This window comes from Methylobacterium sp. ap11 (assembly GCF_900110515.1).
Classification (GTDB): Bacteria; Pseudomonadota; Alphaproteobacteria; order Rhizobiales; family Beijerinckiaceae; genus Methylobacterium; species Methylobacterium ajmalii.
The window spans coordinates 213,012-232,458 of record NZ_FOEB01000007.1; the positions used below are offsets into that span (position 1 = coordinate 213,012).

A 19,447-nucleotide genomic window follows, 5' to 3' on the forward strand; every position below is an offset into this window, starting at 1 on the left:
AACCAAGGGAGCACACCATGACCAAGGTGATCGTGACGGTGGCGCCGACCGGCGGCATGGCCTCGAAGGCGCAGAACCCCAACCTGCCGACCCAGCCGGCGGAGATCGCCGAGTCGGTGCACAAGTCCTGGAAGGAGGGCGCGGCGATCGCGGCGCTCCACGCCCGCCGGCCCGACGACGAGGCGACCTGCAACGCCGAGATCTACCGCGACATCAACCGGCGCATCCGCGAGCGCTGCGACATCATCCTCAACAACTCGACCGGCGGCGGCTCGAGCGGCGACATGCTGGTGCCGCGCCCCGACGGGCTGTTCGAATCGAGCTTCGAGGAGCGGCTGAAGGGCTGCGAGGCCGGCGCCGAGATGGCGACCTTCGACGGCATGACCTTCGCGGACGTGCATGGCGGCCGCGAGATCCTGGTGGTCACCACGCCGAGCCGCTGCGAGGCCCTGGCCAAGCGCATGCAGGAGCGCGGCATCAAGCCCGAATGGGAGGTGTTCGGGCCCCAGCACATCCTGCAGGACGTGACCCGGCTGATCGAGAAGGGCTACGACAAGCCTCCCTACTACATCAACATGGTGCTGGGCGCCGACAAGGGTTTTCAGGGCGCGATGCCCTACTCGCACGACATCCTGGCGGCGATGATCCGGATACTGCCGCCGCACTCGATCTTCTGCGTCTCCGGCATCGGCCCGGCACAGCTGCCGGCCACCACGCAGGCCATCCTGCTCGGCGGCCACGTCCGGGTCGGGCTCGAGGACAACAAATACTATTCCCGCGGCCAGCTCGCGACCAACGAGCAGCTCGTCGCCCGCACGGTGCGGATCATCAAGGAGCTGAACCACGAGCCGGCGAGCCCGGCCGAGGCGCGCGACATCCTCGGCCTCAAGGCCGTCTGACCGGAGGGACCACGATGCGCGCCCTCCGCTCCGCCCTGCTGGCGGGCCTGATCGCCTTCGCACCCGCCGCAGGCCGTGCGGCGGAGGGCGCGATCTCCGGCGATGTGGTCAAGATCGGCGTTCTCGCCGACATGTCGACCGCGATGTCCGGCAATTACGGCACCGGCAGCGTCACCGCGGCGCGGCTCGCGGTCGAGGATTTCGGCGCCACGGTCCTGGGCAAGCCGATCGAGATCGTGTCGGCCGACCACCAGAGCAAGCCGGACGTGGCGAGCACGCTCGCTCGCCGCTGGTACGACGTCGAGGGGGTCGACATGATCACCGACCTCGGCAACTCGGCGGTAGCGCTGGGCGTCCAGGCGCTGGCGACGGAGAAGGGGCGGCTCGCCCTGATCACCGGATCGGGCTCGACGGTGATCACCGGGGCGCAGTGCTCGCCCAACGGCGCGCTCTGGGTCATCGACACCCATGCCCTGTCCCGCGCCATCGCCAAGCCGCTGGTGGAGGTGGGGGAGAAGACCTGGTTCTACGTCGTCGCCGACATCACGCTCGGAAAGTCCTTCGTCGCCGACGTGACGCCGGTGGTGACGGGCGGCGGCGGCACGGTGGCGGGCCAGGTCTTCCACCCCCTGCTCTCGCCCGACCTGTCGTCGCAGATCCTGCAGGCGCAAGCTTCCGGCGCCGGGGTGATCGCGCTCTTCAACGTCGGCGGCGACGCGATCAACGCGGTCAAGCAGGCCTCCGAGTTCGGCGTGCTGGGCGGGCGTCAGAAGCTCGCCGGCTTCTACATGACGGCGGTCGACGTCCATGCGCTCGGGCTCGCGGCCGCCGGCGGCCTGTACCTGGCGGAGGCGTTCTACTGGGACCAGGACGACGCCGCCCGCGCCTTCGCCAAGCGTTTCTACGCGCGCCAGAAGGCGATGCCGAACAGCTACCAGGCGGGCGTCTACTCGGCGGTGATGCACTACCTGAAAGCCGTCAGGGCCGCCGGCACCGATGCGGCCGCGACGGTGATGGCGAAGATGCGCGAATTGCCGATCGACGACGTCATGACCCGTGGCGGCCGCCTGCGGCCGGACGGGCGGGTGATCCGCGAGGTCTCGCTGTTCCGGGTCAAGCGGCCGGAGGAGTCGACGGGCGAGTGGGACGTGATGGAGCGGGTCGCGACGCTTCCAGGCGAGGAGGCGTTCCGGCCGCTCGCCGAGAGCGACTGTCCGCTGGTGAGGGGCAAGTGAAGGTCAAGCAGCCGTGACGACGATCCCCGCCCCCGCCCTGGAGCACGTCTTCGACGCCCGCATCGCGGTCGCAGTGCCCTACGAGGTCGGCGAGACCACGGCCGGCAGCCGCCGGGTCATCGCCATCACGGGCGGCACCGTCTCGGGGCCCGGCCTCGCCGGCCGGGTGATGCCCGGCGGAGCCGACTACCAGACCATCGCGAGCGACGGGCTGACCCAGCTCCATGCCCGCTACGTGATCGAGGCCGAGGACGGCGCGCGGATCTACGTCGAGAATACGGGCCTGCGCTTCGGCCCACCCGAGGCGCTGGAGCGCCTGCGCCGGGGCGAGCCGGTCGATCCCGCGCTGATCTATTTCCGCTCCGCGCCCCGGTTCGAGACCGCGGCCCCGCGCCTCGCCTGGATGCAGACGAGCCTCTTCCTCGCCACCGGGGCCCGGGCCCCGGACCACGTGGCGCTGAGCGTCTACCGGGTCGCGTGACGGATCAGGGCGTTGCCGGCGGCGTCTCGCCCTCGCCGGAGCGGGCCACCGCCACCGTCCCGCCCTCGACCAGCGTGAACACGATCCCGGCCTTGCGCAGGGCGGCGATGGCATGAGGGCGCGAGCGCGAGGTCGGGCCCTCGGATTCCTCCTCGAGGCGCCGGACGGTCGAGAGCGACAGGCCGCTCGCCCGCGCGAGGTCGCTGAGGGTCCAGTCGAGGAAGCCGCGCGCCGCCCGCAGGTGGCAGCCCTGGATCGCCTGCTCGACTTGGCGCGGCAGAGGCCCGCACGGGGTCGCCGCCGTCCCGCCCTCGTGCGGGGTGATCACGACGGTCCAGCCCATCCGGTCGGCCGCCCCCTCCCGCAGGGGCACCATCGTCATGTGGAACGGCGCCCGCCCGCCGGCGGCGAGCCGCAGGGTCGGGGCGATGCTGAAGGTCCGCCCGGCCGCGGCGAGGCGGGGCAGCTCCTCGGCCCAGCGCGCCCATTCCTCCGGCACGATCGGGCTGAGCCAGTTCGCCCGCACGTCCTCGCGGCCGAGGCCGACGAGCGCCAGGAAGTCGGGGCCGTACTCGGTCGGCGGCAGGCTCGCCTCGGAATAGATGAAGACCTGCGCCTGTTGCGCCAGGCTCGCCCGGCGCTGCTGCTCGAGCCGGTGCAGCTCGGCCAGGCGCTCGCGGTCGGTCACGTCGAGCAGCACGCCGGTCACCGAGACGGGCCGGCCCTCGGCGCTGAAGAACACCTCGCCGCGGCTCACCACCGTGCGGGCCGTCCCGTCCGGCCGGATCAGCCGGACCGTGTGGCTGCCGAAGATCCCGGTCCGGACGATCTGGGCGGCATCCTCCAGCACGTCGCGATCGGCCGGGTGGACCAGCCCGAGCAGCCGCTCGTAGCTCGCCGCCTCGCCCTCCGGCAGCCCGAGCAGGCGGTACAGCCCGGACGACCAGACCTGGCGGCCGGTGCCGAAATCCCAGCGCCAGGCGCCGGTGAGCCCGAACGCCTCGATCAGGTGCATGAAGTCGTGGGAGGTCGGGTCCTCCGGCCGGATCGTCCCGTCGATCGACTCGGTCATCGGGTGCCGGCCCCTGCCGCGGCGCCGGCCGTCGTTAGGCCGCGCCGCGCCGGGCCGCGCCCGGATCGCGGCCCTCCGTCCCCGCGTCCAGCCGGCGTTCGAAACTCGCTGTTCAAAGCCACCATTCCCAGAACGACGGACACGCCGCGGCGCGGACCGGCCAGTCCGCGATCTCCTTATTTGATTGTACGCTATCGATTGCCGGGCGGGCAACAGTGACGGGCACCCGTTTCGTCCGCGACGTTAGACCCTGCGAACCGGGATGCGGAGGCCTCGTCCCGGCAGGCTCGCGGAAGGGGCTGCAGGAGCCTGCGGCCGCGTGAAACGCGTCGGCTGCGTCACGACGCAGCAGGCGCTCGATGGCCTGGATGGGAACGAAGACGAAACTTCTCCATACGAGCGATCGAGCAATAAACATCTTCTCTCTCAACGTCGAAAATGGAAAACCACGTCTATTGCTGCAAACCCATGCACCGACCTATCTAGTGGTTCGAGGCTGCCATCCGGGAAGCCTTCCGTCCACGCCGGGTCTTACCATGCGTCCTGCCATCTTCGATCCGTTCGGCGAGCGCCTGGACCTGCGGCCGGTGTCGGAGGTTGCCTGCACCGCGGCGCCTCGGCGTCGGCGGACCCGCCGCATCGTCGGCGCGGTGCTGTTCTGGGCGCTCGCCGCGGGGCTGATCACCGCCCGCGGCGCCTTCTTCGACCCGAGCACCGCCTTCGGTCCCGACGCCCCGGCCCGCGTGGCCGCGCAGGACGCCGGCTCGACCCGGAACCTCGCCGCTGCGGCTGATACCTCCGTCCTGCGCTGACGTCCCGACGGCCTCGCCCCGCGATCCCGGTCCTTCTGCCGGCTCCGCGCACCGCTTCCAGGCATTTCTCTTCCCGACTGCGCCGCCACTCGCCGCAACGATCCTGTCGAGCGGCCTGCGCGCAAGCATCGCTCTTCAGGAACGGCATCCGGCATCCCACATCCGTCACGTGACGAGGCGACAGCGCCTCCGGGGCCACGAGGCCCCGTTCCGTGACCGGAGCGACCCGATGCTGTTCTTCCGCAAGCGTGCCGAGATGCCGGCCCCCGACCAGATCCTGCCGGGCCGGCCGACCCCCCTGCCGACGGCCGAGCGCCACTTCGTCAACGGCCATCCGCTGAAGGGCCCGTACCCGCCCGGGATCGAGACGGTCGTGTTCGGCCTCGGCTGCTTCTGGGGCGCGGAGCGCAAGTTCTGGCAACTCGGCGACGGGGTCTTCGTCACCGCGGTGGGCTACGCCGCCGGCACCACGCCGAACCCGACCTACGAGGAGGTGTGCTCCGGGATGACCGGGCACAACGAGGTCGTGCTCGTCGCCTACGATCCGGCCGCGATGCCGTTCACCAGCCTGCTCAAGACCTTCTGGGAGAGCCACGACCCGACCCAGGGCATGCGCCAGGGCAACGACGTCGGCACGCAGTACCGTTCTGGCATCTACCTGTCGGACGCGACCCGCCTCGCCGAGGCCGAGGCCTCCCGCGAGGCCTATGGCGGCGCCTTGAAGGCGCGGGGCTTCGGCCCGATCACCACCGAGATCCGCGACGGCGGGCCGTTCTACTTCGCCGAGGAGTACCACCAGCAGTACCTGGCGAAGAACCCGGGCGGCTATTGCGGCCTGGGCGGCACCGGCGTGTCCTGCCCGGTCGGGATCGGCGTCGCGGCCGAGTGACCTGAAGAGGTCGAGTGATTCGAAAGCGAGGAGGACCGGCTCCCGGCCGGTCCTCCCCCTCGTGTCATGCGAAATCCGATTGGTCGCTTCGCAAAGCGGATGTCGGCTTCGCTCACGCGCCGTCTCAGCGCGCCTTCAGCACCGTGCGGCAGGCATCCGGCAGGCCCGCCAGCGTCATCGGCGGGCGCGGCTTGGGATTCAGGATCGCGTCCGAGAACCAGTAATCGAGCTCGGGGCCGCAGCCGTCGCCGGAGGGCGGCGGGTCCTGGTCGTGGCAGGCCGCGTCGCCCGCCGGGCAGTCGAGCCGGATGTGGAAGTGGTAGTTGTGGCCGTAGATCGGCCGGACCTTGGTAAGCCAGCTCCGGTCCGAGCCCGCCTCGCGGCAGAGCGCCAGCTTGATCGCCGGATTGACGAAGATCCGCGCCACCTCGGGCTCGCGCGACACCATCTTGATCAGCCGCAGGTGCTCGGGCCGCCATACGCTCGGGTCGATGTCGCGCCGGTCGGACCGCACCACGTTGGTGGCCGACATCTCCTCGCGCTCGGCCCGGGTCAGGCGCCGGTCCGGCATCGGGGTCAGCCAGATGTCGGCATCGAGGCCGAGCTGGTGCGAGGCATGGCCGGTCAGCATCGGCCCGCCCCGGGGCTGGGACATGTCGCCGACGAGCAGCCCCGGCCAGCCCGCCTTGCGCGGCGCCTCGGCGGCGATCTTTTCCAGGAACGCGACGAGCCGCGGGTGGCCCCAGTTCCGGTTGCGCGACAGGCGCATCACCTGCCAGGTGTCGCCGTCGATCGGCAGGGCCTCGGCGCCCGCCACGCAGCCCCGCGCGTAGCCGCCGATCGCCTGCGGCGGCAGGGCCGCCGGTGTCGTGGCACGCCCGAACAGGGCCTTGGCCGGCGTCGACGGATCGTCCGGGTTGGCCAGCGGCGGCAGCGGCTTCGGATGCAGGGTACCGCGATCCTGCGCGAGGGCGGGAGCGGCGAGCGTGAGGAGGACCGTCAGGACGGCGGTGCGGCGAATCGGCATGGGGCCAAGCTAGCGCTCCGCTCCGCATCGGGAAACCCGCCTCCCCGCTCCGCCATTCGCCGCAGCGGCCCCGGAACAGGCGCCCGCGCGCCGGCGTTGCCGGGGCAACCCGACACCCGCGCTGCGGACACGAACCGGAGGACAAGCCCGATGACCACCGTCGCACCGACGATCGGCGACCGTTCCGACATGGGCAGCCAGACCACCACCCAGACCAACGCCCTCATCGCGAGCGACCGCATCGAGGGCACCGCCGTGCGCCGCCCCAACGGCGACAGCATCGGCCGCATCGAGCGGCTGATGATCGAGAAGGCCTCCGGCAAGGTGGTCTATGCCGTGATGAGCTTCGGCGGCTTCCTCGGCATCGGCGAGGGCTACCACACCCTCCCGTGGTCGACCCTGCGCTTCGCGCCCGAGATGGACGCCTACGTGGTCGACCTCACCGAAGAGCAGCTGCGCGCCGCGCCCCCGGCCTCGGCGGAGGGCAACGACCCCTCCTTCGACCGCGGCTGGGAGGAGCACGTCCACCAGTACTTCAAGGCGACGCCGTACTGGAGCGTCTGACGCTGGATCTGCGAGAGCCTCTTCCGATGGAGCGGTTACCGGTTCGTCGGGAGATGCGGCAAGATCGCAGACCTGGAGCAAGGCTCGATCGCCCCGCGATCGGGCGTTGCTCCAGATAGCCTCAGGGCGCCTCCGCCGGCACGCCCGACAGGGCCCAGCGGCACAGGCTCGATTCCTTGACCTTCAGGCAATCGTAGGCTGTGCCGCCGACCACCACCCGCTCGGCATTGCCCTCGACCCGGTCCGAGCCGAACCGGGCGCAGCCGAGATGGTCGGCCTTCGGGTCGGCCAGCCGCGCCTTGATCGCCGCCGCGTCACCCGCCGTCTCGGTCATCAGGATGCGCAGGTTGGCGAGCGAGGCGCAGGCCACGACCTTCGTCGGCACGACCGCCTTCTCGGGTGCGGGCTTCCCCGGAGCCTTGGCCCTCTGCGCCGCTGCCGGGCCTGCGGCGACGGCGAGCCCGAGCGCGGCCAGGAACCACCGAGCGCGACGCTCCTCACGGGTCCCCATTCAGAGACCGCCCGTCATAGACCACCCATGCGGCGCACCAGCGCCCATTCTGCTTCGCTGACCGGCTGCACCGAGAGGCGCGAGTTGTTGACCAGCACCATCTCGCGCAACGCCGTCTCGGCCTTGATCGCCTCCAGGGTGACGGGCTGCGGCAGGGCGACCACCGCCTTGAGGTCGACCATCCCGAAGCGGCCGGTCTCGTCGGTATGGTCGGGGTAGTAGGTGCGGATCACCTCGACGATGCCGACCACCGCCTTGCCCTCGTTCGAGTGGTAGAAGAAACCCTGCTCGCCGAGGCGCATCGCCTCCAGGTTCTTGCGGGCGACGTGGTTGCGCACCCCGTTCCAGTACGTCCCCGTATCGCCGGCGGCGACCTGGTCGTCCCACGACCAGACCGAGGGCTCGGACTTGTAGAGCCAGTACGCCATCCCGTCGTCTTTCCACGCTCGCAGCCGCTCGCGCTGCGCGGGCTCCCCATCGCCCGATCCGGGGCCACGAGTCCAGGGGGAGCGGGGGCGGTGGCCTGCGGTGGGCTGCCCCAGGGTTCCGAGGGGCGTTCGGGTGCCGGGATGCCGACCGATCCTGAAAACCGTGCATCCATCGATTGTACAGCCGTGAAAACCGGACGAAAACTCTCCCCGAGGCCGCGCCGTCGGCACCGGTTCGCGGGAGAGGAATCGATGATCGACTGGACCTGGCTTCTCTCGACCAGCGCCTTCGCCGTGGCGATGTCGGCGACGCCCGGGCCCAACAACACCATGGTGGTGGCCTCGGGTGCCACCTACGGCTTTGCCCGCACGATGCCGCACATGCTCGGTATCGCAGCGGGCTTCCCGGTGATGCTGATCATGCTCGGCACCGTCGGCCTGCCCCTGCTCGCCGATCCGCGGGTCCACGCCGTGCTCAGGTGGGTGGGGGCCGCCTACCTGCTCTGGCTCGCCTGGAAGATCACGACCGCCGATCCCGATCCGGGGACCGAGTCCGTGGCGACGCCCGGGGCGGCGACCCCTGTGACGTCCGGTCGCCCGCTCGGCTTCCTGCAGGCGGCCCTGTTCCAGTGGGTCAACCCGAAGGCCTGGATCATCGCCGCCGGGGCGCTCGCCACCTACACCAGGGATGCCGGCGGCGCATCGCTCGCGGCGACGCTGCTGCTCGCACTGGTGTTCGGGTTCGTCGCCATCCCGTGCGTCGCCCTGTGGACGCTGATCGGCGTCGGCACCGCGCGGCTGCTGCGCTCGCGGCGATCGGTGCGTCTGTTCAACCTCGCCATGGCGGGGCTGCTGGTCGCGTCCCTGGTGCCGGTTCTCGCCGAGTAGGACCGCCGTTTCCCGTGAAACGTTTTCGTCCCAGATCGGGATTTTTGCAGGGACCGGGGCGGTGAACGCCCCGGTCGCATCCGCGGGGATGCTTACGCGATGCCGCCCTGGACCTGGGCCTCGGCGGCCTTCTGGCGGTAGAGGCCGACGAAGTCGATCGGGTCGATGTAGAGCGGCGGGAAGCCGCCGTTGCGCACCGCGTCGGCGATGATCTGGCGGGCGAACGGGAACAGCAGCCGCGGGCACTCGATCATGACGGCCGGGTGCATCTGGTCCTGCGGGATGTTGCGCAGGCGGAAGATGCCCGAATAGGTCAGCTCGAACGCGAACAGCACCTCGGCGCCGATCTTGGCATCGCCCTCGAGGCGCAGGTCGACTTCGAAGTCTTCCTCGGCGAGCTGCTTGGCGTTGACGTTGACCTGGATGTTGATCTGCGGGCCCTGCTGCTGCGGCTGCAGCGAGCGCGGCGCGTTCGGGTTCTCGAAGGAGAGGTCCTTGGCGTACTGGGCCAGCGCATTCAGGGTCGGGGTGAGGTCGTCGGGCTGCGCCGCGGCGCCACCGTTGCCGTTCGGGACCGGGGAATCGGCCATGGCGGAGGGTTCCTTCGAGGGCTGGACGTAACGACGAACCGTCGCACGCTGGCGCGCAAATCGGCGCGCGCGACGGCGGGGTTGCGGCTATCATGCCCGCAGCGCGTGAACAAGCAGAGCCACGGATCGTCTCCTCCGACCCATTGCCCCTGCGACAGGCCGAGGGCCGGCCCGCCCGCGGCGGCACCTTGCGCGTGGACGGGCACATCCTCGCGAGGCGCCGCCTGGATACGACGACCCCTCGGCCCCATATCGTCTCCATGGGCCCGCCGCGCGGCGCCGGCCGGGGGTTTGCCGTGGTTCTCTGGGACTTGCCGAGGTGTGTGCCGAAGCTCTCGCCGAGGTCTCGGCCGAGGTTCTTGCCATCCCCCGGTGCCGGTGCCAAAGCCGGTGACGCGCCGAAGGTATCGCACGCTGGGCCGGGACGGTCAGGAATGCTCCGCGTAAGGCCGCCAAGAACGGATCGATGAACGGATCGATGATGCAGGATTCCCTCGACCTTACGACCCTCATCTTCCTCGGGCTTGCGGTCTTCGTGATCTGGAAGCTCCGGTCCGTCCTCGGACAGAAGACCGGAAGCGAGCGGCCGCCCTTCAACCCGCTGGCCCGCCGCGAGGAGCCGCCGCCGGCCGCCACCCGCGAGGGCGACAACGTCGTGCGGCTGCCGGGCGCCGGTGCCGAGCGCGCCGCGGCCGCCCCGGTGGCGACGGCGGTGCCGCGCAACTGGAAGGGCGTGGTCGAGCCGAACTCGCCCGCCGCCCGCGGCCTCGACCTGATCATCCAGCAGGAGCCCGGCTTCGACCCCCGCGGCTTCACCGACGGCGCCAAGGCCGCCTACGAGACGATCGTCACCGCCTTCGCCAAGGGCGACCGCAAGACCCTCAAGACCCTGCTCTCGCGCGAGGTCGCGGACGGGTTCGAGCGGGCGATCCAGGGCCGCGAGCGCGCCGGCCAGACCGTCGAGACCACCTTCGTGTCGATCGATCGGGCCGAGATCGTCGGGGTCGACGTGCGCAACCGCGTTGCCCAGGTCACCGTGCGCTACCTCTCGAAGCTGATCACCGCCACGAAGGGCCCGCAGGGCCAGGTCGTGGACGGCAGCCCCGAAAAGGTCGTCGACGTGACCGACGTCTGGACCTTCGCCCGGACGCTCGGCAGCCGCGATCCGAACTGGCAGCTCGTCGCCACCGAGGCCGGGCAGTAGGCCGGCCGAAGGCCCGGCTCCCGCCGCGGAGCCGGGCCACTCCCTGGCGACTTGATCGGCCGCAGGGCATCGACCAAGATCGAACGACCGTCGCCCACCGCGACCCCACCCAGCATCGCCACACTCCCGGGGCCGGAGCCCGTCAAGCCCATGCCGCCGGCCGTCGGCCCCCACCGTTCCGTCCCCGGTCGCGTTCGCAGATCCCGCCCTCGCAGGTTCTCCTCGGGCAGAGGTCTCCGCACCGGTTCCCGCCTCTCCGCGCTGCTGCTCGCCGGTCTCCTCGCCGGGCGGGCCGAGGCCGCCTCGTTGCGCGTCGGCGACGCCGTGCTCGAGCCCGTCGCCCTCGACGCCCTCCCGGGGTTCGGCGACGACGATCTGGCGGCGGCGCTCGTGGCGTTCCGGGCGACCTGCAAGCAGGATCAGCCCCAGGCGCCGGTCCTCGCCGAGGCCGCCCCCGACGCGCCGCGCCAGGACCTCGCAGCGGCCTGTGCCGCCGCCGCGGCCGTGCCTTCCGGCGGCGCGCGGGAGTTCTTCCTGCGCCGGTTCGCCGCCTACCGGGTCCTGCGGCCGGCCCGGGAGACTCCGGCCGAGCGCCGGGCGGGCTTCCTCACCGGCTATTTCGAGCCCGAGCTCGACGGCTCCCCGGTGCCGACGCCGGATTTCACCGTGCCGGCCCTGGCGCGCCCCGACGACCTCGTTTCCCTGGAGCCCGGCGAGACCCGGCCCGGTCTCGATCCGTCGCTCCGCGCCGCGCGCCGCGAGGGCGACGCGCTGACGCCCTATCCCGACCGGGCGGCGATCGAGGACGGGGCACTCGGGCCGCGCACCCGCCCGCTGGTCTGGCTGCGCGACGCGGTCGACCTCCTGGTGCTGCAGGTCCAGGGCTCCGGCCGGGTCCGCCTGCCCGACGGCCGCTCGGTCCGCCTCGCCTATGACGGGCGCAACGGCCGGCCCTACACCTCGGTCGCCCGGCTCATCGTCACCGGCGGCCATCTGCCCCTCGAGGGCCTGACGCTCGAGCGCTGGACCGGCTGGCTGCGGGCCCACCCGGCCATCGCCCGCGACCTGATCCGCCGCAACGCCTCCTACATCTTCTTCCGCCTCGACGACGGCGCCCCGGAGACCGGCCCGCGCGGCGCCGCGGGCGCGCCGCTGACCGCCGGGCGCAGCCTCGCGGTCGATGCCACCCTGTGGCGCTACGGGTTGCCGTTCTGGCTCGACGGGGCGTTGCCGGAGCCCGAGGGCGGGACGGTGCCGCTGCGCCGCCTGGTGATCGCCCAGGATACCGGCTCGGCCATCGTCGGTCCGGCCCGGGGCGACCTCTATCTCGGCACCGGCGCCCGGGCCGGTGCCACGGCGGGGCTCCTGCGCGACCCGGCCCGCTTCGTCGTGCTGCTGCCGAAGCCGGATGCGCCAAGGGATGCGCCGGGGGCTGCGCCGTGACCGAGCCGCGCCGTCCCCGCCGCGTCCGACGCCTCACCACCGAGGAGAGCCGGCTCTGGGCCGAGATCTCCCGCCTGATCGTGCCGCTGCGCGGGCGGGCGCCCGCCCCCGTCGCGCCCTCCCCTCCCCCTCCCCCGGTATCGGTGCCGATGCCCGCCCCTGCGCCCACGGTGCCTCCGCCGCCGAAATTCGTGCGGCCCGCCAAGGCGGCGCGTGCCGCCCCCAAGGGGGCCTCGAAGAGTGCGAGCCCGCCTCCGCCGCCCGCACCGGTGCTGCCGCCGCTGGCGCCCCTGGAGCGCCGGGTGCGGACCAGCCTGCGCCGCGGTTCGCGCAGCGTCGACGCGGCGATCGACCTGCACGGGATGCGCCAGTCCGAAGCGCATGCGGCGCTGATCGGCTTCCTGCATCGCTCCCGCGCCTCCGGGCACGCGGTGGTGCTGGTCGTCACCGGCAAGGGCGGCGGCGGCGACGATCCCTATGCCGAGCGCGGCGTCCTCCGCCGCAGCGTGCCGCACTGGCTGCGCCTGCCCGAGCTGCGCCCCCTGGTCGTCGGCTTCGAGGAGGCCGCCCACCACCATGGCGGCGGCGGCGCGCTCTACATCCGCCTCCGGCGCCGCTGACTGGCGCCCTCATCCCTTCGTCGGTCAAGGCGGCGCGTCACTTTTCCCCCGTGGGGACTTGAGTCGGTGCCGCGGAGCCGCTACATAAAGTCGTTCCCTCCTCCATCGTCTTGTCACGTCGCATCCAGGACCGATCCGGTTCCTCCGCGCGACCTCCGGGACACATCAGGCGACGATTTCGCGACCGGTGCCCGCCTCGGCCACCCCGTTGCTTTCCGCTCAACGCCGCGACCCGCGGCGGCCGGACTTGTCCCGACATGACGACGCTCCCCAGCTTCGCCTCGCACCCCGATATCCCATGATCGAAGACACGCTCGCCCCGATCGAGACCCCGGCCGCCCCCGCCATGCGCGAGGTGAAGCTGCAGGATCTCAAGTCCAAGACCCCCACCGAGCTCCTGGCCTTTGCCGAGGAGGTCGAGGTCGAGAACGCCTCGACCATGCGCAAGCAGGAGCTGATGTTCGCGATCCTGAAGCAGCTCGCTGCCAAGGACGTCGAGATCATCGGTGCCGGCACCGTCGAGGTGCTGCAGGACGGCTTCGGCTTCCTGCGCTCCTCCGACTCGAACTACCTGCCGGGCCCGGACGACATCTACATCTCGCCGACGCAGATCCGCCGCTTCGGCCTGCGCACCGGCGACACCGTCGAGGGGCCGATCCGGGGCCCGAAGGACGGCGAGCGCTACTTCGCGCTGCTCAAGGTCAACACCATCAACTTCGAGAACCCGGACAAGATCAAGCACAAGGTCCATTTCGACAATCTGACGCCGCTGTTCCCGACGCAGCGCTTCAAGCTCGAACTGGCGGAGCCGACCCGCAAGGACTTCTCGCCCCGGATCATCGACATCGTCGCGCCGATCGGCAAGGGCCAGCGCGCCCTGATCGTGGCGCCGCCGCGCACCGGCAAGACGGTGCTGATGCAGAACATCGCCCAGTCGATCACCCTGAACCACCCCGAGTGCTACCTCATCGTCCTGCTCATCGACGAGCGGCCGGAGGAGGTCACCGACATGCAGCGCTCGGTGAAGGGCGAGGTCATCGCCTCGACCTTCGACGAGCCGGCGACCCGCCACGTCCAGGTCGCCGAGATGGTGATCGAGAAGGCCAAGCGCCTGGTGGAGCACGGCCGTGACGTCGTCATCCTGCTCGACTCGATCACCCGGCTCGGCCGCGCCTACAACACCGTGGTGCCGTCCTCCGGCAAGGTGCTGACCGGCGGTGTCGACGCCAACGCCCTGCAGCGGCCCAAGCGCTTCTTCGGCGCCGCCCGCAACATCGAGGAGGGCGGCTCGCTCTCGATCATCGCGACCGCGCTGATCGACACCGGCTCGCGCATGGACGAGGTGATCTTCGAGGAGTTCAAGGGCACCGGCAACTCGGAGATCATCCTGGACCGCAAGGTCTCCGACAAGCGCATTTTCCCGGCGATCGACATCACCCGCTCGGGCACCCGCAAGGAGGAGCTGCTGGTCCCGCCGGACGCGCTCAAGAAGACCTACGTGCTGCGCCGCATCCTCAACCCGATGGGCGTCACCGACGCGATCGAGTTCCTGCTCGACAAGCTGCGCCAGACCAAGAGCAACGGCGACTTCTTCGACTCGATGAACACCTGATCCGGCCTTTCGGTCGCGATCGTCAGGCTCACGCGCGGCGCCCCGAGAGGGGCGCCGTTTTCGTATCCAGCCCCTGCTCCCGGGTGCCGCGTTCCGCTGCCCGGGTGCCCGTGCGTGGCCCCCCGGTAGGTGGCCGGCGACACGGGGTCTTTCGCCAAAGGGGGTGGGTCCGAGTTCGCCGCCCGCTTGCGTGCACCCGTCTCCGCCCGCCTGGGTCCGGCGCCGGACAAGCCACGGTATCGCGGGCTCTCCACGGAGGCGGCACTACGCTCCGGCTGTCGACGCGATTCAGCAAGCCACCGCCCGTCCCGATCCGTTCGGCGGCAAGACCGGATCGTGCTAGCCACGGCGCCACCCTTTCGACGCCCCCTCCCCCGATTGCCCGATGCTCGCGCCCGACACCATCTTCGCCCCCGCCACCGGCTACGGCCGTACTGCCGTCGCGGTCATGCGGATCAGCGGCCCGCAGGCGGGCCCCGCCCTCGCAGCGCTGATCCGGACCCCTTTGCCGCCGGCGCGCCGCCTCACCCTGCGCACTCTGCGCGAGCCGAAGACGGGAGAACTTCTCGATCAGGCCCTCGTCGCCTGGCTGCCTGGCCCCGGGACCGCGACCGGCGAGGATATGGTCGAACTGCACCTGCATGGCGGCCCGGCGGTCCGTGCGGCGGTGCTGCGCAGCCTCGGCGCACGGCCGGGCCTGGTGCCGGCCGAGCCGGGTGCCTTCACCCGACGGGCCTTCCTCAACGGCCGGATGGACCTCACCGCCGTCGAGGGGCTGGCCGACCTGATCGAGGCCGAGACCGAGGCGCAGCGGCGTCAGGCCGTGCGCCAGCTCGACGGGGCGCTGGGCCGGGCGGTCGAGCGCTGGCGCGACACGCTGCTCACTGTGCTCGCCGGCACCGAGGCCGCCCTCGACTTCTCCGACGAGGGCGATGTCGACGACGACGCCCTGACCGCCTCGGGCCGGATCGAGGCCGCGCGGGTTCGGGACGAGATCCGCGCCGTCCTCGCCGACGGCCGGCGCGGCGAGCGGCTGCGGGACGGTTTCACGGTGGTGCTCGCCGGCGCGCCCAATGCCGGTAAGTCGACCCTGCTCAACGCGCTCGCCCGGCGCGACGTGGCGATCGTCTCGGAGGTGCCGGGTACGACCCGGGACGCGATCGAGGTACGCTGCGACCTCGGTGGACTGCCGGTGCTGCTGGTCGATACGGCCGGACTGCGCGAGACCAGCGACGCGATCGAAGTCGAGGGTGTCGCCCGCAGCCGTCGCCGCATCGAGCAGGCCGACCTCGTCCTCTGGCTGCGCGAGCCGGGCGGAGCCGAGCCCCCTGCCCTGCCGGTTCCTTTTCGCGTGGTCTCGACCAAACGTGACCTGCCGGGAGACCGGGCGGAGGGAGAGATCGCGATCTCGGCGCGGACGGGGGACGGCGTCGATCGTCTCCTGACCGAGATCGAGCGTGAAGCCGCGACCTCGCTCGGGAGCGGCGACGCCCTGGTCACCCGCGAGCGTCAACGTCTTGCCCTCGAGGCCTGCACGCGTCACCTCGACCGGGTGGCGGCTCAGGGGGGTACCCTGCCGGCGGAACTGGTCGCGGAGGACCTGCGCCTCGCGGTCCGCGCCCTCGGCGAGGTCGCCGGTCGAGTGGGCGTCGAGGAAATGCTGGACCGGCTCTTCGCCGGGTTCTGCATCGGCAAGTAGCCTTCTCGCCGCCGGTCCCGCGGAGTTTTCACGTGAAACGCGCGTGGCGCCCACAGGGTGATTGACGTCGTCGGGCGGCGCCCCCTAATCACCCCATGCACAGAGATGATTCCTCCTTCGACGTGATCGTCGTCGGCGGTGGGCATGCGGGCGCCGAGGCGGCCGCCGCCGCCGCGCGTTACGGGGCTCGCACCGCCCTGGTGACCCATCGCCGCGACACGCTCGGGGCGATGTCCTGCAACCCGGCCATCGGCGGCCTCGGCAAGGGCCACCTCGTCCGCGAGGTCGATGCCCTCGATGGAGTGATGGGCCGGGTCGCCGACCGGGCCGGTATCCAGTTCCGGCTCCTCAACCGCCGCAAGGGCCCAGCGGTGCGCGGGCCCCGCACCCAGGCCGACCGCAAGCTCTACGCCCGGGCGATGCAGGCCGCACTCGCCGACACCCCGAACCTGACCATCGTCGAGGGCGAGGTCGCAGACCTCACCGTCGCCGCCGGCCGGGTCGCCGGCGCCGTGCTGACGGACGGCCGTGCCCTCCCCTGCCGCGCCGTCGTCCTCACCACCGGGACCTTCCTGCGCGGCCTGATCCATATCGGCGAGGTCACCATGCCGGCCGGCCGCATCGGCGAGGCGCCGGCGCTTGGCCTCTCGGCGACCCTCGACCGGCACGGCTTCGCGCTGGGCCGCCTCAAGACCGGGACACCGCCGCGCCTCGACGGCCGCACGATCGACTGGCACGGCATCGACAAGCAGGCCGCCGACGACGAGCCGGTGCCGTTCTCGACCCTGACCGCGCGCATCACCACGCCCCAGATCGAGTGCGGTGTCACCCGCACCGGCCAGGCGGCGCACGACCTGATCCGCGCCAACCTGCACCGCTCGGCGATGTATTCCGGCGGCATCACCAGCCGCGGACCGCGCTACTGCCCGTCGATCGAGGACAAGGTCGTGCGGTTCGGCGACCGGGACGGTCACCAGATCTTCCTCGAGCCGGAGGGCCTCGACGATCCGACGGTCTATCCGAACGGCATCTCGACCTCCCTGCCGGAGGAGGTGCAGCACGGCATCGTCCGCCTGCTGCCCGGCTGCGACCGGGCGGTGATCCTGCGCCCCGGCTACGCGATCGAGTACGATTACGTCGATCCGCGCGAGCTCGACCCGACGCTCCAGACACGCCGCATCGCCGGCCTGTTCCTCGCGGGCCAGATCAACGGCACCACCGGCTACGAGGAGGCGGCCGGCCAGGGGCTGGTCGCCGGACTCAACGCCGCCCGCCTGGCGGGCCAGGCCGACCTCGCAGTGTTCGACCGGGCCGAGTCGTATATCGGCGTGATGATCGACGACCTCGTGACCCACGGGGTCAGCGAGCCCTACCGGATGTTCACCTCGCGCTCCGAGTACCGGCTCAGCCTGCGGGTGGACAATGCCGATGAACGCTTGACCGGCCGTGGCTTCGGGCTCGGCTGCGTTTCGGCGGAGCGGGCCGCCCACCATGCTGCGCGGCAGGACGCCTTGGCGCAGGCTCGCCGGATGCTCGAGGATCTCAGCCTGACCCCGAGCGAGGCCGAGCGCCACGGCATCATGCTGAACCGCGACGGTATCCGCCGGTCCGCCTTCCAGCTCCTGTCCTACCCGGAGATCGGGTGGGAGCGGCTTACCGCGGTCTGGTCCCAGCTTGCCGCGATCCCCCCTGCCCTCGCCGAGCGGGTCTGCACCGACGCGACCTACGCGGTCTATCTCGACCGGCAGAAAGCCGACATCGCGGCGTTCCGGCGCGACGAGGCGGTGACCCTGCCGGACCATCTCGATTACGGCGGCATCGCCGGCTTGTCGAATGAGCTGCAGTCGAAGCTCGACAAGGTTCGCCCCCTCACCCTCGGACAGGCGGCCCGCATCGAGGGTGTGACCCCGGCAGCGCTGACCCTGCTCGCGGCCCATGCCCGACGTACCCCCTCCCTCCAGGTTTCGGCTGAATGAAGACGTCCGCTATCGGCCGCGATGCCGTCCTGCGCCAAGCCGGCGTTTCACGTGAAACAGCCGAGGCGCTCGACCTCTACGTCGCCCAGCTCACTCGCTGGCAATCGATCAAGAACCTCGTCGGTCCCTCCACGCTGGCGGAGGTCTGGACCCGCCACGTCGCCGATTCGCTTCAGCTCCTGGCGCTGGCGCCCGACGCAACGCGCTGGCTCGACCTCGGCAGCGGTGCCGGCATCCCGGGCCTGATCCTGGCGATTGCCGGGCGCGATCGGCCGGGCTTCCACGTCGACCTCGTCGAGAGCAACGGCCGCAAGGGCGCCTTCCTGCGGGAGACCGCCCGGCTCACCGGCGCGGCGGCCAAGGTTCATGTCGCGCGGATCGAGACGGTGATCGGCGGCTTCACCGAGGCGCAAATCGTCACCGCCCGGGCGCTGGCGCCGCTGTCCCAGCTCCTCGCCTGGACCGCCCCGCTGTTGAAAAACGGCGCCACGGGGCTTTTTCCGAAAGGCCGTGATGTCTTAACCGAATTGACCGAGGCGGAGGAAAGGTGGAGATTTACCGCGGATCTGATCCCGAGTCGGACCGATTCTGATGCCAGGATCGTCCGCATCTCCACTGTGAGCGGCCTTCTCCCATGATCGCGGAATCTCCCGAGGCGCAGGCCGGCGACAGCGCGCGGCCCCTGCGCATCATCGCGCTTGCCAACCAGAAGGGCGGCGTCGGCAAGACCACCACGGCGATCAACCTCGGTACCGCACTGGCGGCGATCGGCGAGCGCGTGCTGATCATCGATCTCGACCCGCAGGGCAACGCCTCGACCGGCCTCGGCATCGACCGGCGCCAGCGGCGCCTGTCGACCTACGACGTGCTGGCCGGCGAAGCGCCCCTGGCGGAGGCGGTGCAGGCCACCGCCGTCCCGCGCCTGTCCCTTGTGCCCTCGACCATGGATCTCCTCGGGCTCGAGATGGCGATGGCGAGCGCGGCCGACCGGGCCCAGCGCCTGCGCCGGGCCCTCGACCCCCTCGACCGGGGCGAGATGCCGGAGGACCAGCGTTTCACCTACGTGCTGATCGACTGCCCGCCCTCGCTCAACCTGCTCACCCTCAACGCGCTCGCCGCGGCGCATGCGGTGCTGGTGCCGCTGCAATGCGAGTTCTTCGCCCTCGAAGGCTTGAGCCAGCTGCTGCGGACCGTCGAGCAGGTGAAGGGCGCCCTCAACCCGCGCCTGGCGATCCAGGGCGTGGTGCTGACGATGTTCGACCCACGCAACAACCTGTCGGCCCAGGTCGTCGCCGATGTGCGCGAGTTCATGGGCGACAAGGTCTACGAGACCATGATCCCCCGCAACGTGCGGGTCTCCGAGGCGCCGTCGCACGGCAAGCCGGTGCTGCTCTACGACCTCAAATGCGCAGGCTCGCAGGCCTATCTGCGCCTCGCCTCGGAGGTCATTCAACGGGAAGGCCGCCTCCCGGCCGCCGCCTGAACCGACGTAACGGA

At 71.3% G+C, this 19,447-nt stretch carries 20 protein-coding genes; 15 read left to right on the forward strand and 5 right to left on the reverse strand.

What is annotated here, in order from left to right; genetic code table 11:
* Positions 1-17: 17 nt before the first annotated feature.
* Genes BMX97_RS12935 through BMX97_RS12945 form a run of 3 tightly spaced genes read left to right on the forward strand, consistent with a single transcriptional unit; the run spans position 18 to position 2,615 of the window.
* Positions 18-899, forward strand: a complete 882-nt coding sequence (locus BMX97_RS12935) for a beta-keto acid cleavage family enzyme (protein WP_091750424.1) — start codon at positions 18-20, stop codon at positions 897-899.
* Positions 900-913: 14 nt separating this feature from the next.
* The gene (locus tag BMX97_RS12940) at positions 914-2,134 is read left to right on the forward strand and encodes an ABC transporter substrate-binding protein (RefSeq protein WP_091750427.1); all 1,221 of its coding nucleotides are present in this window, start codon (positions 914-916) and stop codon (positions 2,132-2,134) included.
* A 13-nt stretch (positions 2,135-2,147) separates the two neighbouring features.
* Entirely contained in the window at positions 2,148-2,615 is a 468-nt protein-coding gene (locus BMX97_RS12945; RefSeq protein WP_091750429.1) for a DUF3237 domain-containing protein, read from the forward strand.
* 4 nt (positions 2,616-2,619) lie between these two features.
* On the opposite strand, the gene BMX97_RS12950 is transcribed toward BMX97_RS12945, so the two are convergent.
* Positions 2,620-3,687 (reverse strand): PAS domain-containing protein, encoded by a 1,068-nt coding sequence (locus tag BMX97_RS12950; RefSeq protein ID WP_091750431.1) that lies wholly within the window; start codon positions 3,685-3,687, stop codon positions 2,620-2,622.
* Between the two features lie 536 nt (positions 3,688-4,223).
* Between BMX97_RS12950 and BMX97_RS12955 the strand changes: the two genes are divergently transcribed.
* Positions 4,224-4,499: a hypothetical protein gene (locus BMX97_RS12955; protein ID WP_091750433.1), complete on the forward strand. Its 276-nt coding sequence runs from the start codon at positions 4,224-4,226 to the stop codon at positions 4,497-4,499.
* 229 nt (positions 4,500-4,728) lie between these two features.
* On the forward strand, positions 4,729-5,388 hold the full coding sequence (gene msrA / locus BMX97_RS12960) for a peptide-methionine (S)-S-oxide reductase MsrA (RefSeq protein WP_091750436.1): 660 nt from the start codon (positions 4,729-4,731) through the stop codon (positions 5,386-5,388).
* A gap of 124 nt (positions 5,389-5,512) precedes the next feature.
* Here msrA and mepA read toward each other — a convergent pair whose 3' ends face one another.
* Positions 5,513-6,415, reverse strand: coding sequence for a penicillin-insensitive murein endopeptidase (gene mepA / locus BMX97_RS12965; RefSeq protein WP_091750439.1), 903 nt, complete (start codon positions 6,413-6,415; stop codon positions 5,513-5,515).
* A 189-nt stretch (positions 6,416-6,604) separates the two neighbouring features.
* Here mepA and BMX97_RS12970 point away from each other — a divergent pair, with 189 nt between their 5' ends.
* Positions 6,605-6,979 carry a PRC-barrel domain-containing protein gene (locus BMX97_RS12970; protein ID WP_244538409.1) on the forward strand — a complete coding sequence of 125 codons (375 nt, stop codon included), beginning with the start codon at positions 6,605-6,607 and terminating at the stop codon, positions 6,977-6,979.
* Positions 6,980-7,100: 121 nt separating this feature from the next.
* Here the strand turns inward: BMX97_RS12970 and BMX97_RS12975 are convergent, their stop codons facing one another.
* Both BMX97_RS12975 and BMX97_RS12980 read right to left on the reverse strand, forming a co-directional pair.
* Positions 7,101-7,364 (reverse strand): hypothetical protein, encoded by a 264-nt coding sequence (locus tag BMX97_RS12975; protein WP_091750445.1) that lies wholly within the window; start codon positions 7,362-7,364, stop codon positions 7,101-7,103.
* 140 nt (positions 7,365-7,504) lie between these two features.
* Positions 7,505-7,918: an EVE domain-containing protein gene (locus BMX97_RS12980; protein WP_091750448.1), complete on the reverse strand. Its 414-nt coding sequence runs from the start codon at positions 7,916-7,918 to the stop codon at positions 7,505-7,507.
* Between the two features lie 252 nt (positions 7,919-8,170).
* Here BMX97_RS12980 and BMX97_RS12985 point away from each other — a divergent pair, with 252 nt between their 5' ends.
* The gene (locus BMX97_RS12985) at positions 8,171-8,806 is read left to right on the forward strand and encodes a LysE family translocator (protein ID WP_091750453.1); all 636 of its coding nucleotides are present in this window, start codon (positions 8,171-8,173) and stop codon (positions 8,804-8,806) included.
* Between the two features lie 92 nt (positions 8,807-8,898).
* On the opposite strand, the gene secB is transcribed toward BMX97_RS12985, so the two are convergent.
* Entirely contained in the window at positions 8,899-9,396 is a 498-nt protein-coding gene (gene secB, locus BMX97_RS12990; protein WP_091750456.1) for a protein-export chaperone SecB, read from the reverse strand.
* 481 nt (positions 9,397-9,877) lie between these two features.
* Between secB and BMX97_RS12995 the strand changes: the two genes are divergently transcribed.
* From BMX97_RS12995 to BMX97_RS13030, 8 genes are all read left to right on the forward strand, one after another.
* A complete protein-coding gene (locus tag BMX97_RS12995; RefSeq protein ID WP_177202211.1) occupies positions 9,878-10,600 on the forward strand; it encodes a Tim44/TimA family putative adaptor protein in 723 nt (240 codons plus the stop codon).
* A 261-nt stretch (positions 10,601-10,861) separates the two neighbouring features.
* Positions 10,862-12,043: a murein transglycosylase A gene (locus BMX97_RS13000; RefSeq protein ID WP_348273121.1), complete on the forward strand. Its 1,182-nt coding sequence runs from the start codon at positions 10,862-10,864 to the stop codon at positions 12,041-12,043.
* A complete protein-coding gene (locus tag BMX97_RS13005) occupies positions 12,040-12,663 on the forward strand; it encodes a Smr/MutS family protein (protein ID WP_091750460.1) in 624 nt (207 codons plus the stop codon). Before BMX97_RS13000 ends, BMX97_RS13005 begins: the two co-directional genes overlap by 4 nt.
* Positions 12,664-12,961: 298 nt before the next feature.
* Positions 12,962-14,275, forward strand: a complete 1,314-nt coding sequence (gene rho, locus BMX97_RS13010) for a transcription termination factor Rho (protein ID WP_048461698.1) — start codon at positions 12,962-12,964, stop codon at positions 14,273-14,275.
* Positions 14,276-14,660: 385 nt separating this feature from the next.
* Positions 14,661-15,974 carry a tRNA uridine-5-carboxymethylaminomethyl(34) synthesis GTPase MnmE gene (gene mnmE / locus BMX97_RS13015; RefSeq protein ID WP_091750463.1) on the forward strand — a complete coding sequence of 438 codons (1,314 nt, stop codon included), beginning with the start codon at positions 14,661-14,663 and terminating at the stop codon, positions 15,972-15,974.
* Between the two features lie 95 nt (positions 15,975-16,069).
* Positions 16,070-17,950 (forward strand): tRNA uridine-5-carboxymethylaminomethyl(34) synthesis enzyme MnmG, encoded by a 1,881-nt coding sequence (gene mnmG / locus BMX97_RS13020; RefSeq protein WP_091750466.1) that lies wholly within the window; start codon positions 16,070-16,072, stop codon positions 17,948-17,950.
* Entirely contained in the window at positions 17,947-18,588 is a 642-nt protein-coding gene (gene rsmG / locus BMX97_RS13025; RefSeq protein ID WP_091750469.1) for a 16S rRNA (guanine(527)-N(7))-methyltransferase RsmG, read from the forward strand. Before mnmG ends, rsmG begins: the two co-directional genes overlap by 4 nt.
* Positions 18,585-19,433: a ParA family protein gene (locus BMX97_RS13030; RefSeq protein ID WP_091750472.1), complete on the forward strand. Its 849-nt coding sequence runs from the start codon at positions 18,585-18,587 to the stop codon at positions 19,431-19,433. The genes rsmG and BMX97_RS13030 overlap by 4 nt, the downstream gene beginning before the upstream one ends.
* The last annotated feature ends 14 nt before the right edge of the window (positions 19,434-19,447 follow it).